Genomic DNA, 14,289 nt, shown 5'->3' with positions numbered 1-14,289 from the left:
CGCCGTGCTGGATGTCCTCAACGTCGATGCCATGCCGGAGCGCTGACGGGAGCACCTCCACCCGGTGAATCGTACTACGGAATCGCCGGCGCCGGACAACGGCTGCCCGCCCGATGTGCGATACAGAACGCCGGCTCGGCTGCGTTCCGCCCATGGCCTCGGACGAGCGAGAACGGCTGCTATGCGCTCTTGCGCCGGGCGGCCCTCGACGGCGCGACCTTGACGGTGGTGCGAGGTCGCTCGGCCGTGAGCTGGCTGACCCGCTGCGGGGACAGCCTGAGTAACGTGCCGGCGTCGCGAACCGTGAGCCTGTATTTGCCCACGAGCGCGCGGGCTGCCTCGCGCTGCAGCCGGCTGGCGTCCTCGGCCGCACCGCGCGCCTTCTGCGATGCCGTGGTGGCCGCTGCCACGGTGGCTTCTGCGTCGGGGTCGAGGTGCGGTTCCACGCGCACGTCGAAGCTGTCGGCTGGCACGTCCCGCAAGAGGGCGATCGCCTCCCGCGCCATGGCCTCCACCTGGTCGAGGCGGCGGGCCTGACTGTGCACCCCTCGCAGCTGCGGCACCTCGATCGCCCACCAGTCGCCGATCCGGCGGCACCGCGCCGTGTAGCCCGGGCGGCTCACCTGCGCCACAAGTCCTTTCCCAGCTCGTCTTCGAGGTCTTTCATGATCCCCTCGGCCGTGTATTCGTTGATCTCGGAGTGCCGCGGCACCGTGAACTGGCGCCGGCCTAGCGTGTACACCGTGTGGTTGGCTCCTTCGCGCAGCTGTGCCAGTTCCAGCTGACGGGCTTGGGCCGCCGCACGGATGTGTTTGAGCAGGTCGCGCCGCTTCATCATCGTCGTCTAGAGCGCTGGACGGATCAAGTAAAGAATTCTTGACAGATCGCTCGATAGCGCCGGCTCCGGTCGGGTCGTCGCCGCCGGGCTGCGCGACAGAGTTGCTGTTACAACTCGGGTCTTGCGATGCCTTGACGAAGCAGGCGAAGCTTGGCGGGCGAAACCGAGCCCGGAAGGTACGAGTGGCCGTTGACCTCGACGAGAGCCGTTTCGTCGACATCGTCAACCGCCCACACGCCGACCGGACCATCGGTGTTGTTCATGCCTACGAACCACTCGACCTCTCGTTCGTCCCGGCAGAGAAAGCAGCCGGGCTCCTCCGGTTCTCTGCTCCCGGCGATTCCCCGAGCTGCCCCCATCCAGTACCAGTCGAGGCCGTTCACCTTGATCGACTCACGATTCAAGTCGAGGTGACGTGGAGGAACGTGGACACGCCAGCAGCCTAGGTCCGGCGATGTGAGGTCCCGCACGAGATCAGCGTGCGGAAGCGCCGGATCGGATGCGGGCGGCTCAGCGAACCCAGGTCAGCGAACCCAGCCCGCTCGGTAACGCGCACTCGCACCTATTCGGTGGGTCGCTTCCGCTCGTAGCCGCACTCCTCGTGCACCCATCGGTCCCAGTACGCCGCCCGGTCCCCCGGCAGGTCCACTACGGTCAACCATTCGGTGGCCGCCCGCTTCATGTGGCGCACGGCGGTGGCATCCTGCTCAGGCGACCCGCGTCCGGATGCGTCCATCCGGTCGGTCCACGCCCCCCAGATCAGATACAGCGCCATCGGCTCTTCGTTCGGATACTGGCGAGGTCCGTCCTGCGACGCTGCCAGGCTCATTGCGAGGCCCTGGAACGCGATACCCGCGTGGTACGTCGGCCAGCCTTCGTCAGCCTCAAGGACTCGGCGTGCCTGCTCAGCTGTGGCTGCGAAGAAGTCGGCAGGCCCAGCATCGGCGCTCCCGGGGGCTGCCACGTCGGGAACGATAGCGCCGGATACTCACGCTGGCCGCTCAGAGTGGATCAAGCTAGCGGTACGCGAGAGCGCGCCCCGTTATCGACCCGGGGGAGCGTCCAGTCCCGTACCGAGTGCCCCTCACATGACCGGTCCTGAGTGGAATCCTCCCCGTCGGCGAGGTGCCGCTCGAGGACGTCGCCTCTGGACCTACGTCAGTCGCGCGGCTCCCCGAGCCGGGCGTAGAGCGGCGTGAGGTAGCTCACGAGATCGGGACCGCCGAGCGGCGCCCCGGGCACCGGGAGCTGGCGCAGCAGCAGGTCGGCGGGCAGCTCAGCCTGCACGGGTAGCGGCGGCACCGGTGCTGCGGTCCAGAAGTCGTCGTGGGCGAAGGCAAGATCGGCCAGCGCCATCATCGCCCCTACCCGGGGACCGTCGAGCGGCTCGGGCGTGGGATCCACCGCGGACACCGGGTCGCCGCCGCGTAGCTCGCGCAGCCGGCCGAGCAGCGCATCGCGCCGCCGGCCGCGCCACAGCAGGATCGCGAACGGATCGTCGTCGAAGCTCTCCGCGAGCAGGTAGAACACGGCCGCGAGGTGCTTGCACGGCACCTCCCAGTCGGGGCAGGAACAGTTCAGGGTCAGGTCGGTCGCCCGCTGCGGGAACAGCGGCGCGCCGGCCGCGGCGAAGACCGCCTCGAGGTCGGGGGGCATCTCCCCGGCGAGTAGCCGGGCGCTGTGGATCGCCTGCTCGGCCAGGGTCACCTCGACCTTCGCCCACACCAGCTCGGGGAACGCGGGCAGCGCGATCGACACTTTGTACGGGGTCTTTCGCGAGCCCTGCACCGACGCGGTGACCACCCCCGGGGACACCTTCAGGGACAGCACCTGACCGCGCCGGGCGTAGTTCTTCCCGCGGGTCAGCCGGGACCCGAGCGCAAACGACTCCAGCACCTCCAGAAAGCGCCGGGACCACCACTGCTCCCCGATGGCCCCCCGCGCGCTGCGGGCGACCAGACCGCCGTCCACCGGGCGCGGCTTGGACGGGGGCGGGAAGCCACCCGACCAGCTCGACCCGCGACCCCGCCGGGGCGGCGGGCTCACTCCGGCACCGACCCGGCTTCGAGCTTGAACAGCTCGCGCAGCGCCGCCGTGGACAGCTCGGTGAGCCAGCCCTCGCCGGTTCCGACGACGCGGGCGGCCAGCCCCCGCTTGTCTTTGATCATCGTCGCGATCTTCTCCTCCAGCGTGCCCGCGCACACCAGCTTGCGGACCTGGACCGCACGCGTCTGCCCGATCCGGAACGCCCGGTCGGTGGCCTGGTCCTCCACCGCGGGGTTCCACCATCGGTCGACGTGGATGACGTGGTTCGCAGCGGTGAGGGTGAGCCCCGTCCCGCCCGCTTTCAACGACAGCACGAACAGACCCGGCCCGCCGCCCGCCGGATCCTGGAAGCGGGCCACCAGCGCGTCGCGCTGGGCCTTGCCCAGTCCGCCGTGCAAGAACGCGACCTCACGGCCGAACCGGGCACCGAGGTGGGTGCGCAGCATCTCCCCGAACTCGGCGTACTGGGTGAACAGCAACGCCTTCTCCCCCGAGGCGAGCACCTCGTCGAGGGTCTCCTCCACCCGGGCCAGCTTGCCCGACCGCCCGCCGAGCCGGCTGCCGTCCTTGAGGAACTGCGCCGGATGGTTGCAGACCTGCTTGAGCTTGGTCATGGTCGCCAGAACGAGTCCGCGCCGCTCGATGCCGTCGCTGCTCTCGATGCGCTCCATCATGTCCGCGACAACCGCCTGGTAGAGCGAGGCCTGCTCGCGGGTCAGCGAGCAGACAACCTCCATCTCGATCTTGGCCGGCAGGTCGGTGATGATCGACGTGTCGGTCTTGAGGCGGCGCAGCACGAAAGGTTGGGTCAGCGTCCGCAGCCGGGTCGCCGCCTCGGCGTCGCCGTGGCGCTCGATCGGGGTGGCGAAGCGCTGCTTGAACGAAGAGGGCTGGCCGAGCAGCCCGGGGTTGGCGAACTCCATCAGCGACCACAGGTCGCCCAGCCGGTTCTCCACCGGGGTCCCGGTCACCGCGAACCGGTGCGACGGCGGGAGCGAGCGCACCGCGATCGCCCCCCGGGTGGCCGCGTTCTTCACCGCCTGCGCTTCGTCGAGCACGACGCGACGCCAGCTCATCTCCCGCAGCGTGTCGATGTCGCGGATGACGAGCCCGTAGGTGGTCACGACCAGATCGGATCCGGCCACCGCCGCGTGGAACGCCTTGCCCTTGGGACGCTCCGCCCCGTGGTGCAGGTGCACCCGCAGCCCGGGGGCGAACCGGGCGGCCTCGCGCTGCCAGTTCCCGACCAGCGACATCGGGCAGACCAGCAGCGTCGGACCGGAGTCCGCGACCGGGTCACCGCAGACCAGGGCGAGCAGCTGCACCGTCTTGCCCAGCCCCATGTCGTCGGCGAGCACCCCGCCCAACCCGACCGACTCCAGGAACGACAGCCAGGCCAGCCCGCGTTCCTGGTAGGGCCGCAACACACCGGTGAAGCCCTCCGACGCGGCCATCGGCGCGATCCGGTGATCGACCTGGCCGGAGAGGAGGTCGGCGAGCCAGCCCTGCGCCTCGACGTCGACGACCGGCAGGCCGCCCGGTCCGTCATCGACGGACCCGATGGCCGCGAGCACCCCGCCGACGCTCATCCGCCCGGAGCCGTGCGACCGCTTGGCCAGGAACGCCCGGGCCCGGGCCAGCCGGTCGGCGTCGACGTACATCCACTGGCCGCGTACCCGCACCAGCGGCTGCTGCGCCTCGACGAGGTCGGCGATCTCCTGCTCGGTCAGCGTGTGCTCACCGACCGCCAGATCCCAGCGGAACTCGACCAGCCCGTCCCGGCCGATGACCGCCTTCGCCTCGGCCGAGCCCGGCTGCGCGGGGGTCGACACCGACAGCTTCGCGCCCACCCGCATGGCGGGGTTGGTCCACCATCCCGGGAGCAGCACCCCGAAGCCGGCGGCCAGCAGGATCGGCGCGACCTCCGACAGGAACAGGTGCGCACCCTCGACGTCCAGGCTGAGCGACGACGGCCTGGCCGTGCGCAGCGCGCCGTCGATCTCCGGGTAGAGCCGCACCGCGCGGCCGAGCTCGCCGAGCAGCGTCTCCTGCGGCGCGGCGACGTGGCGGGCCAGCGCCCGCATCCCCCCTTGGGCGCGCCACACCTGCCCGGCATCCACGACCAGGCTCGGCTCCTCCGTCGACTGCAACGCGAAGTCCACCCGCCAGCCCGCCGCCGACACCTCCTCAGCGGCAGCCTCCCCGGCCGCCGCCGCACCGGATCCCTCCGGTTCGACCAGCCGGAAGCAGGCCCGGACCGCACCGCCTTCGGTGACCTCCCGCTGCCAGGCAGCCAGGGCCTCGTCCAGGGCGGCGAGGGCGACCGGGGTGCTGGCGAAATACGGGTCGGGACCGGCGAGGGCCGAGCGGAACGTCGCCGCCGGCCGCCGGCGCGGCACCGGCCCCAGACGCGAACGCACGGCGGCGTCGACCAGGGCGTCGGTCGCGGCGCCCACCACCGCCAGCGCCGCCGCGCCGCGATCGACGTCGGCCGGCAGGGCCGCGAGGAAACAACCCGGCAGACCCGCGGCCACCGCCCGCAACCACACCGCGTCGGCCCCGGTCACCACCGCCGACCACACCGCCGCGCCCCGACCGTCCCCGGCGTCGCGCACGGCCGGAAGCACCCGCCCGCGCCCGACCAGGTCCACGGAGAACTCGGCCAACGCCTGGAGCACCCGCAGATCCGCACCGGCGGTCGGCCGGACGACGTCCGCCTCGGGATCCGCCCCCCGCTCGAGCAGGCGGTCCAGGGCCGCCGCGGGATCCAGCCCCAGGGTCGGAACCTCCCACCGCCCCTCCACCGTGGATCCCGGGGCCGCCGGCGCGGCCCGGGCGCGGAGCAGCTCAGCCGAAGCCTGCGGACCCCGCGCCTCGGTCGGCAGGACCAGGACGGCGGTCCCGGCCTTGCCATCCGCCCCGACGGCGGCCGCAAGCGCGTCGGCGGCAAGCGCGAACGGGTGGGGCTGCCGCGCCGGCCGGCGACCTCGACGCGCAGGGGGTTGGGGCGGCGACCCGGAGTCCTCGGCCCAGAGGGTCAGCTCACCGGGCGGATCGCGCTCGACCGACCACCAGCCGTGAAGGACGATCACCCTGCTCGACTCCCCCGAACGCACGCGATCGAACGGCCGGTACCCGCCCCCATCTTGATGCCCAACCTTCTGACGTTGCGCGCCCGCCGGTTTCATCCTCGTTCGCGAGGTAACTCTGTACACCTCACGGACACCCCGCTCGCCGCCGCGGCGACCCTATCGAGGTGCGGGACCACTGCGGGGACCGGCTGGACGGGACCGAACGCCGGACCGCGGCGTCGGGTCGAACCGCGGCCACATGGATGGTTCCGGATCCGGCGCGTCCAGTAAGGAATCGGCGGAGCAAAGAGCGCCGGCGCGCGCCTGACGCCATGGACCGACTGACGGCCTACGGCCTTGGCATGTTGATCGAAGCAGGGCCGATCCCGGCAGTCGGCGGACTGGCCATCCCGGGGCGCCGACGCGCGGACCGCGATCAGCGGGTCATCAGGGCGCTGGTCGGCTCCGCGGTCGGTGACGCGCTCGGCGCGCCGTTCGAGTTCGGGCCGGCCGCAGCGTTCAGTTCGAGGTTCCCGACATCCGCCCGGGGAACGCGGACCGAGATGTGCGGCGGCGGGTTGTGGGAACCCGCCGAGTAACCGAAAGATGTCCTTGCCGAAACATGGTTGACGTGGTCACCGAACGACGCGGCACGGAGGGTGCGCGCGGGTGGGCCGGGTATCTGCGAGACTTACCTCCCCCGACCTCGAGCGACGAAGGCGTCCCGTGGACCTGCAGGATTACCTCCGCGTGCTGCGCAAGCGGTGGCAGCTCATCACCGCGTGCGCTGCCCTCGCGCTCGCGGCCGCCGCGGCGGTGATCTTGAGCACGACGCCCACCTACACCGCGACCGCGCAGCTGTTCGTCTCCACCCAGAACGCCGACCTGAACCAGGCCGTGGCCGGCGGCCAGTTCGCCCAGGCCCAGGTCACCAGCTACGCCGACATCGTGACCAGCCCCCAGGTGACCCGGCCGGTCATCGCCGCGCTCGGCCTCCCCTACACCCCGACCCAGCTCGGCGGGGAGATCAGCGCCAGCGTCCCGCTGAACACCGTTCTGATCGACCTGTCGGTGACCGATGCCTCCCCCACCCGGGCGGCGGCGATCGCGAACGCGGTCAGCCAACAGGTCATCGGCCTGGTCAGCCAGATCGAACGGCCCGCCGGCGGCGGGAGCCCGCTGGTCAAGGTGAGCGTGGTGAAGTCCGCCGACGTGCCGACCGCCCCGACCTCGCCGAAGAAGAAACTGGACCTGGCGCTGGGCCTGCTCGTCGGGCTGGCCGTCGGGGTCGGCGCGGCCGTGCTCCGCGAGACCCTCGACACGACCGTGAAGCTGCCCGCCGACATCGAGGAGCTGACCGGCCTGCCGATGCTCGGGGTGATCGGCTTCGACCCGGCCGCGGCGAAACAGCCCCTGGTGGTGCAGGGGGAGGAGCATTCGGCCCGCGCCGAGGCGTTCCGGCAGTTGCGGACCAACCTCCAGTTCGTCAACGTCGACGCCGCACCCCGGTCCATCGTGGTGACCAGCGCGATCCCGGAGGAAGGGAAGACCACCACCGCCTGCAACCTGGCGACCACCCTCGCCGAGGCCGGGGTCCGGGTCCTGCTCGTCGAGGCGGACCTCCGCCGCCCGCGGATCGGCCAGTACCTGGGGCTGGACAGCACGGTCGGGGTCACCGACGTCCTGATCGGCCGGGTGGCGGTGGACGACGCGATCCAGAGCTGGGCGGACGGGCTGCTCGACGTGCTGCCCGGCGGCCGCCGCCCGCCGAACCCGAGTGAGGTGCTCGCCTCGCAGGGGATGCGGGACCTGGTCGTCGATCTGGCCGGCCGCTACGACGTGGTGCTCCTCGACGCGCCGCCGCTGCTGCCGGTCACCGACGCGGCGGTGATGGCGGCGATCAGCGACGGGACGATCCTCGTCGCCCGGCACGGCCACGTGAGGCGCGAGCAGCTGCATCGCGCCATCGCCAGCCTGGCCGCGGTCGACGCCAGCGCGCTCGGGATCGTGCTCAACATGATGCCGACGAAGGGGCCGGACGCCTACGCCTACACCTACGCCTACCGGTACTCCCCGCCCGGCGAGCGGGGCCGGCGAACGGCCAGCCCGAGCGACGGGGCGCAGCGTCGGCGCAACTCCCTCCAGGCCTCGCACGTCACCCCGATCGGACCGAGCCCGAATGGCGCCCATGAGGCGGCGGCCTGGCCGGCGGAGCCGGCCCAGGGTCCGGCGGAGGCCTGGCCGGCGGAGCCGGCCCAGGGTCCAGCGGAGGCCTGGCCGGCGGAGCCGGCCCAGGGTCCGGCGGAACCGGTCGAGAGCCCGCAGGCCGTCGATCCCTGGCCGTAGGCGAGCGGCGGCACCCGACCGGACGGCTCAGGGGCAGCGCGGCACCGCGAAGGTCACGGCCTCCGGGTTGACCAGCGGCTGCACGAACGTTTCGGGCGCCCCGGGCCAGGTCGGTTCGCGGACGGTGATCGTGAGGGTGGCCGTGCGGCCCGGTTCGACGGCCAGCTGCGTCTCGAACATCGGGTGGCCCCGCTCGGCCAGCGGCATCAGGTCGATCGGGGTGCCGTCGAGGGTGGCCCGCAGGAAGCCCGCGCCGCTGCTCGCGTAGACGAACATCAGCAGGCCGTCGACGGGGCTGGCATCCGCCCGGACCGGGTGCAGGTCGGATCGGATCCGGACGTAGGGCGGCAGCCCGCCGAGCGGGGCGGTGTTGGTCAGCCGGATGGTGATCGTCGAGGTCCGGGTCGGTCCGGCGCAGCCGCCCGCGGTGTAGCTGAGGGAGCGCTCGAGGTAGTAGTCGAGCTTGTCGCCGTAGGCGTTGTCCACCGCGAACGCGGCGAACGGGCGGTGGTCGTCGGGGATCTGGCCGCCGAGCGGGGTACCGGCGATCACCGCCTGCTCGTCCGGGTGCGCCGAGTACAGCTCGAGATGCCCGGTGCCGGCGGCGTGGCCGAGTGCGCTCGCGAGCGCGCGGGCGCTGCCGGAGCCGGACAGCAGGCGGCTGGTGACCGCGGCGGCGACCGCGTTGAGGAATGCCTTACGAGCGCTTTGATCGCTAAACGAGGCATACCGCACGTACGCCTCCTGCTCAGTGAGCGCGACCACGTTGGCCGGAGTGAGCAGGTCCCCGGTGGAGGGCACCCGGACCGGCCCGGTGGCCGCCAGCAGGTCGGCGAGCGCGACCGGGTCGAGGCCGATCGCCCCGTCGATGCGCTGTCCGGACTGGGCCTCGTACATGGAGGTCCACAGCTGACCGGCGTAGGGGAAGTTCATCGACAGGTTCGTCGACAGCCAGAAGTCGGTGGCGTCGTTCTGCCCGTAGGCGGCGGCGAAGTCCGGACCCAGGTCCGCGACCGGGGCGGGCGGGCTGCGCAGGTCGTGGTCGGTGCCGCGGGCGGTGATCCGCAGCGTCCCATGGTCGGCGGAGAGAACCGCGAAAGCGCCGACGATGCCGCCGGTGCCACGGGACTCGGCGTTGTTCTGCACCCCGACGAAATAGGTCCGGGGCCCGTCCGCGCCGAGCATCGCCGGGCCGATCCGGGCGAACCGGGCGGCCGTGTCGAGCGAGCCGGCCAGACCGTCGAGCTGGCGCAGGAAGCTGGCCCGGGCCGCGCCGATCGGGCCGACCCAGCCGCCGGGCAGCCGGTGCGCCCGGGCGTCCGCGACGGCGACCGCGGCGTCGGCGGCGGCCAGCGGTGCGGCGGCCGCCTCCAGCGGCGCGAGCGCGATCGTGTGCGGGCCGACCCGCAGCCGGGCCGGGGTGACCGTCGGACCCACCTCGGCCAGCTCCGGCAGCACCCGCCGGGCCAACGTGTCGGTCACCTCGGTGAGGCCGCGCACCGTCTGCACCGGGGGCAGGAAGCTCACCGCGAACCACACCGGATCGTGGGTGTCCGCATCGGCCGCCGCGGCGGCGGACTGGGCGGCGACCAGGTCGGTGTGCACCGCGGCGGACCGGCCGGCGAGCAGGTCGGCGCGTAGCGCGAGGATCGCGGCCTTCGCGACGGTGAGCCGGTGTTCGGCGGCGAGTCCGCGCACGGCCAGCCAGCCGATGCCGGCGAGGATGACGACGAGCGCGCCCAGCCCGAACGCGAGTCGCCGGCGCGGCGCGCGGCTGGCAGCGCCCGGCCCGTGGGACACCCCTACTCGCCGAGCAGGGACCGGCTGATGATCAGCTTCTGGATCTCGGTGGTTCCCCCGCCGATCGAGGTCAGCTTCGCGTCGCGCAGCGCCCGTTCGGCCGGGAAGTCGCGGAGGTAGCCGTAGCCGCCGTGGATCTGGATCCCCTCCAGCGCGTTTTCGACCGACAGCTTGCCGACCAGCGCCTTCGCGATCGAGGCCTCAACCATGTGCGGGGCGCCGATCTGCTTGAGGTAGGCCGCCCGGTACACCGCGGTCCGGCACACCTCCAGGTTGATCTTCATGTCGGCGAGCTTGTGCGCGATCACCTGGAAGTGCGCGATCGGCCGGCCGAACTGGTGGCGCTCCTTCGCGTAGCGGATCGCCCCGTTCAAGCCGGCCTGCATCCCGCCGATCGAGGCGGCCATCATGACCGTGCGCTCCCAGTCGAAGCACTCGAACGCGACCCGCCACAGCGCCTCGCCCTCGACGCCGAGCACCGCGTCGGCCGGCACCCGGCAGTCGACGAGGGCGATCTCCGAGGTCGGGGAGGAGCGGCAGCCGAGCTTGTCCAGCTCGCGGCCTACCACGAACCCGGGGGTGGCGGTGTCGACGACGAACGCGGTGACCGCGCCGTCGCCGGTCCGGGCCAGCACGTTGCACACCCCGGCGATCGGCCCGTTCGTGATGAAGATCTTGTTGCCGTTGAGGATCCAGCCGTCCCCGTCGCGGACCGCGGTGGTGCGCAGCGCCGCCGAGTCGCTGCCGGCCTCCGGCTCGGTGGAGGCCCAGGCACCGACGATGCTGCCGTCGCACAGGCCCGGCAGCCAGCGCTGCTGCTGCGCCGGGCTGCCGTGCAGCCAGATCGGCACCGCGCCGATCACCCAGTGCGCGCCGAGGGACAGGTTCAGCCCGGCGTCGTGCCCGCCCTCGGCCAGGGCCTCGTTCGCCAGGCAGCAGTCGATGATCGAGGCGCCGGACCCGCCGTGCTCGACCGGGATCGGCAGCCCGATCAGGCCGGCCCCGGCCAGCGCCTTCCACACCGCCGGGTCGAAGCGGCCCTCCCGGTCACGGTCGGCCGCCCCCGGCGCGACGACGTCCGCGGCGAGCTTGCGGACACTGTCCCGGAACGCCTGCTGGTCCTCGGTGATCGAGAAGTCCATGTCAGCCTCTCCGGTCGCCGGTCCGGACGAGACTACGGGGCGGGCGGCTCAGCGCCGGCCCGGGCCGGCCAGGATCGCCGGGTCCGCCGGTCGCCACCAGGGCCGGCGCCGCTCGTGGCGGGTCAGGTCGACGGGGGTCTCCACGATCGGCGGCTCCGCCTCCGCCTCCGCCTCCGCCGGCGCCGGCGCCGGCGGCGGGGTGACCGCGCGCTCGGGTCGGCGCAGGGTGCCGGCCAGCTCGTCGAGCAGCGCCAGGGCGCGGGTCAGCACCGCCGCGGCTTCCGGGTTCAACGCCCGGGCCGGCTCGACCGCCGCCAGGCATTCCATCGTCGCGGCGACCAACCCCCGGGCGCCGGCGCGCCAGGCCTCGTCTGGATCCGGGGCGGCCGCGTTCACACCCACCTCCGGGTGGCGACGGCCGGCACCGGCCGGGCCGAAGTGGGACCCGGCGAGCAGCCGCCCGGCGGCGGCGGCCAGCGATCCGGCCGCCTGGCGGACCGGCCCGGCGGCCGGGTCGCCCTGGGCGAGGCGCATCAGCCGGCCGGCGCAGACGACCAGGCCGCAGGCCGCCCGATAGCTCGGGTCAGCCGCGGGTTCGGTGTGCATAACGGGAGGTTACGCCCTGATCCGACCGTCCGGGTATGGGCCGGGACTGGCAGGATGAACCGTCCCGGCCCGATCGGGTCCCGCTGTTGGGAGGGCCATGACGCTCGTCGTGAAAGTGACCGTCGGCTCGGACGCGCCGGAGCGATGCGCGCAGGCCTTCACCGTGGCGTCGGTCGGGCTCGCCGCCGGGGTCCCGGTGTCGCTGTGGCTCACCGGTGAGGCGTCCTGGCTGGCGATGCCCGGCCGGGCCGAGCAGTTCGTGCTGGCGCACTCCGCCCCGCTCGCCGAGCTGCGCGACGCCGTGCTCGCCGGCGGCACGCTGACCGTGTGCACCCAGTGCGCCGCCCGACGCGACATCGAGCCGGCCGACCTGCTGCCCGGGGTTCGGATCGCCGGCGCCGCGGCGTTCGTCGAGGAAGTCCTCGCCGAGGGGGCCCGGGCGCTCGTGTACTGACCCGCGCGGAACGGTCCGCTGCGCTGGGGCCCCGTGGGGGGGCGCGACGCGGAACGGTCCGCCGCGCGGGGGCCCCGCGGGGGGCGCGAGTGTGCAATTTCCGACGGAATTCCGGTCTCTCCACGCTTGGCCCGTGTCGGAAATTGCACACTCGCGACCGCGGGGGGTCGCGACCCGCGGGAGGGGGGCGCGGGCGGGGGCCCCAGGGTCGCGTTCGGCGGCACAGTCGAGGTTCCCGATCGCGAACCGCGCGTAGCGCCCGGCCGAGCGCTACGGATGCTGCCCTGCGCGCCGTGACTGAGCCGGTGCTGCCTGATGAGTGGCCGGTGGTGCCGGGGCCGGTGAAGCGATTCTCGCCATCGAGATCAAAGCCGGCGGTGCACCAGGTAAGAAAGACGCGCAACACATCGCCTGGCTGCGCGTATGCCCGGCTTGTCGGGCGCGGGTCACGGAGGCGGCTGGCCCTTGCCGAGGGTGGACCGGGCCTGCCGGCAGGTGGCGCACAACGGGGCGGCGCCGCCGAAGCGGACGGCGGCGGTGAGCGTGCAGTGCTTCCGCCGGGCCGGGTCGTCGGCGTAGTGGCAGAGCACGACGGTGTCAACGTTTGGTTGACGCGCTGGTTCGCGGCTCACGGCAAACAGCGGGCCATCGTCGCGATCGAGCACTCACTGCTCACCGCGATCTGGCACATGCTCAACAACAACGTCGACTACAACGAACTCGGACCCGACCACTTCACCCGAGGCGAGCCCGCGCACGTCATGCGCCGTATCACCAAACAAGCGCCTCCTGACCGCTCCGTTGTGGTACCATATCTCGTACCACTACTGGAGGTGCCAGATGGCCGTCACGGCGAGTGAGGCTCGCAAGAACCTCTTCCCCCTCATCGAGCAGGTCAATGCGGACCGCACCCCCATCGAGATCACCTCTCGGCGCGGTGACGCGGTCCTGATCTCCCGCGCCGACTATGACGCGCTGCAGGAAACTGCGCATCTACTACGTGCCCCACGCAACGCCCGCCGACTGCTGGAAAGCCTCGACCAGGCGGCCAAGGGAAGCCGTGAGGAGCACGAGCTCGTCAGATGAGGCTGGTCTTCACCCCGAACGGCTGGGAGGACTACACGCACTGGCTGGATGCGGATCGGGCGACGTTGAAGCGAATCAACAGGCTCATCGACGACACCCTCCGCGACCCCTTCAGCGGCATCGGCAAACCCGAACAGCTCCGGTACGCCCTCGCCGGCGCCTGGTCCAGACGCATCGGCGAAGAGCACCGCCTGGTGTACCTCGTCGACGGTGAGGACCTCGTCATTCTGCAAGCCCGCTACCACTACTGACACCAGGCAGCGGCCGGGCGGCGCAGTCGCGAACGCCGGCGTGAGCGTGCTGGGTCCAAGGATGTTTCGGCGAGCGGCATCAGCCGCACCGGGGCGCCCCGCGAGCGGCATCATCGTTCGGCCGGATTGAACCGCCGGGCCTGGCGATCCTCAGGCGTCGAGGATTGCCTCGGCCTCGATCTCCACCTTCCAGCGGGGGTCAAGCAGACCCGCGACAACCACCATGGTCGCCGCGGGGCGGACGGCACCGAAAACCTCGCCGTGGATCGCCCCGATCGCGTCGGCATCCGATCGCGAGGTCACGAACATGCGCGTGCGCACGACCTCGTGCAGGCCAGCCCCAGCCTCGGTCAGGGCGTCCCCGATGATCTCGAAACATCGTCTCGTTTGGAGCGCCGCATCGTCCGGGCACGAGCCGTCGGGCCAGACCGGCGCCGTCCCGGACACGAGGACTCGCTTGCCCACCCGGAACGCCCGGCTGAACCCGATCGCGGATTCGTACCGGGACCCTGCACCGATCCGCTGCCTGCTCATCGGCTGATTCTCTCTGACGTGACCGCCGTGAACTCGTCGGGTGAACGCGAGATCGCCGGGTGCCGAGCACGGACCAAGCAGGGGCACGGTCACCCGAGAACCGCCGCGGTTACCG

Annotated in this window: 16 protein-coding genes; 7 read left to right on the top strand and 9 right to left on the bottom strand. The window is 72.4% G+C overall.

Going from position 1 to position 14,289, the window contains the following annotated elements:
- Positions 1–179: 179 nt before the first annotated feature.
- A complete protein-coding gene (locus tag VNG13_13340) occupies positions 180–623 on the bottom strand; it encodes a type II toxin-antitoxin system HicB family antitoxin (GenBank protein ID HVA61502.1) in 444 nt (147 codons plus the stop codon).
- Positions 620–835 (bottom strand): hypothetical protein, encoded by a 216-nt coding sequence (locus VNG13_13335; protein ID HVA61501.1) that lies wholly within the window; start codon positions 833–835, stop codon positions 620–622. Before VNG13_13335 ends, VNG13_13340 begins: the two co-directional genes overlap by 4 nt.
- Before the next feature lie 185 nt (positions 836–1,020).
- Here VNG13_13335 and VNG13_13330 point away from each other — a divergent pair, with 185 nt between their 5' ends.
- Complete coding sequence (locus VNG13_13330; protein ID HVA61500.1) at positions 1,021–1,284, top strand: hypothetical protein; 264 nt, start codon at positions 1,021–1,023, stop codon at positions 1,282–1,284.
- A gap of 116 nt (positions 1,285–1,400) precedes the next feature.
- On the opposite strand, the gene VNG13_13325 is transcribed toward VNG13_13330, so the two are convergent.
- The 3 genes from VNG13_13325 to VNG13_13315 form a co-directional block, all read right to left on the bottom strand.
- Positions 1,401–1,613 carry a hypothetical protein gene (locus VNG13_13325; GenBank protein HVA61499.1) on the bottom strand — a complete coding sequence of 71 codons (213 nt, stop codon included), beginning with the start codon at positions 1,611–1,613 and terminating at the stop codon, positions 1,401–1,403.
- A 383-nt stretch (positions 1,614–1,996) separates the two neighbouring features.
- Positions 1,997–2,884 (bottom strand): SWIM zinc finger family protein, encoded by an 888-nt coding sequence (locus VNG13_13320; GenBank protein ID HVA61498.1) that lies wholly within the window; start codon positions 2,882–2,884, stop codon positions 1,997–1,999.
- Positions 2,881–5,976 carry a DEAD/DEAH box helicase gene (locus VNG13_13315; protein HVA61497.1) on the bottom strand — a complete coding sequence of 1,032 codons (3,096 nt, stop codon included), beginning with the start codon at positions 5,974–5,976 and terminating at the stop codon, positions 2,881–2,883. The genes VNG13_13320 and VNG13_13315 overlap by 4 nt, the downstream gene beginning before the upstream one ends.
- Positions 5,977–6,287: 311 nt before the next feature.
- On the opposite strand from VNG13_13315, the gene VNG13_13310 reads away from it, so the two are divergent.
- The gene (locus VNG13_13310) at positions 6,288–6,554 is read left to right on the top strand and encodes an ADP-ribosylglycohydrolase family protein (GenBank protein ID HVA61496.1); all 267 of its coding nucleotides are present in this window, start codon (positions 6,288–6,290) and stop codon (positions 6,552–6,554) included.
- A gap of 127 nt (positions 6,555–6,681) precedes the next feature.
- Positions 6,682–8,301 (top strand): polysaccharide biosynthesis tyrosine autokinase, encoded by a 1,620-nt coding sequence (locus VNG13_13305; protein ID HVA61495.1) that lies wholly within the window; start codon positions 6,682–6,684, stop codon positions 8,299–8,301.
- Between the two features lie 27 nt (positions 8,302–8,328).
- On the opposite strand, the gene VNG13_13300 is transcribed toward VNG13_13305, so the two are convergent.
- The 3 genes from VNG13_13300 to VNG13_13290 are packed head-to-tail and all read right to left on the bottom strand — an operon-like array spanning position 8,329 to position 11,849.
- Entirely contained in the window at positions 8,329–10,101 is a 1,773-nt protein-coding gene (locus VNG13_13300) for a DUF4012 domain-containing protein (GenBank protein HVA61494.1), read from the bottom strand.
- A gap of 2 nt (positions 10,102–10,103) precedes the next feature.
- A complete protein-coding gene (locus VNG13_13295; protein HVA61493.1) occupies positions 10,104–11,243 on the bottom strand; it encodes an acyl-CoA dehydrogenase family protein in 1,140 nt (379 codons plus the stop codon).
- Positions 11,244–11,291: 48 nt separating this feature from the next.
- Complete coding sequence (locus VNG13_13290) at positions 11,292–11,849, bottom strand: hypothetical protein (GenBank protein ID HVA61492.1); 558 nt, start codon at positions 11,847–11,849, stop codon at positions 11,292–11,294.
- Positions 11,850–11,946: 97 nt separating this feature from the next.
- Between VNG13_13290 and VNG13_13285 the strand changes: the two genes are divergently transcribed.
- The 4 genes from VNG13_13285 to VNG13_13270 all read left to right on the top strand — a co-directional run bounded on the left by VNG13_13285 (position 11,947) and on the right by VNG13_13270 (position 13,640).
- The gene (locus VNG13_13285) at positions 11,947–12,303 is read left to right on the top strand and encodes a DsrE family protein (protein HVA61491.1); all 357 of its coding nucleotides are present in this window, start codon (positions 11,947–11,949) and stop codon (positions 12,301–12,303) included.
- 293 nt (positions 12,304–12,596) lie between these two features.
- Positions 12,597–13,163, top strand: coding sequence for a hypothetical protein (locus VNG13_13280; protein ID HVA61490.1), 567 nt, complete (start codon positions 12,597–12,599; stop codon positions 13,161–13,163).
- Positions 13,144–13,389: a type II toxin-antitoxin system prevent-host-death family antitoxin gene (locus VNG13_13275; protein HVA61489.1), complete on the top strand. Its 246-nt coding sequence runs from the start codon at positions 13,144–13,146 to the stop codon at positions 13,387–13,389. The genes VNG13_13280 and VNG13_13275 overlap by 20 nt, the downstream gene beginning before the upstream one ends.
- Positions 13,386–13,640 (top strand): Txe/YoeB family addiction module toxin, encoded by a 255-nt coding sequence (locus tag VNG13_13270; GenBank protein HVA61488.1) that lies wholly within the window; start codon positions 13,386–13,388, stop codon positions 13,638–13,640. Before VNG13_13275 ends, VNG13_13270 begins: the two co-directional genes overlap by 4 nt.
- Before the next feature lie 150 nt (positions 13,641–13,790).
- On the opposite strand, the gene VNG13_13265 is transcribed toward VNG13_13270, so the two are convergent.
- The gene (locus tag VNG13_13265) at positions 13,791–14,174 is read right to left on the bottom strand and encodes a RidA family protein (protein ID HVA61487.1); all 384 of its coding nucleotides are present in this window, start codon (positions 14,172–14,174) and stop codon (positions 13,791–13,793) included.
- Positions 14,175–14,289 lie beyond the last annotated feature (115 nt).

The organism is Mycobacteriales bacterium, assembly GCA_035533475.1.
Lineage (GTDB): Bacteria > Actinomycetota > Actinomycetes > DATLTS01 > DATLTS01 > DATLTS01.
This window is presented reverse-complemented; position numbering and strand designations above follow the sequence as displayed.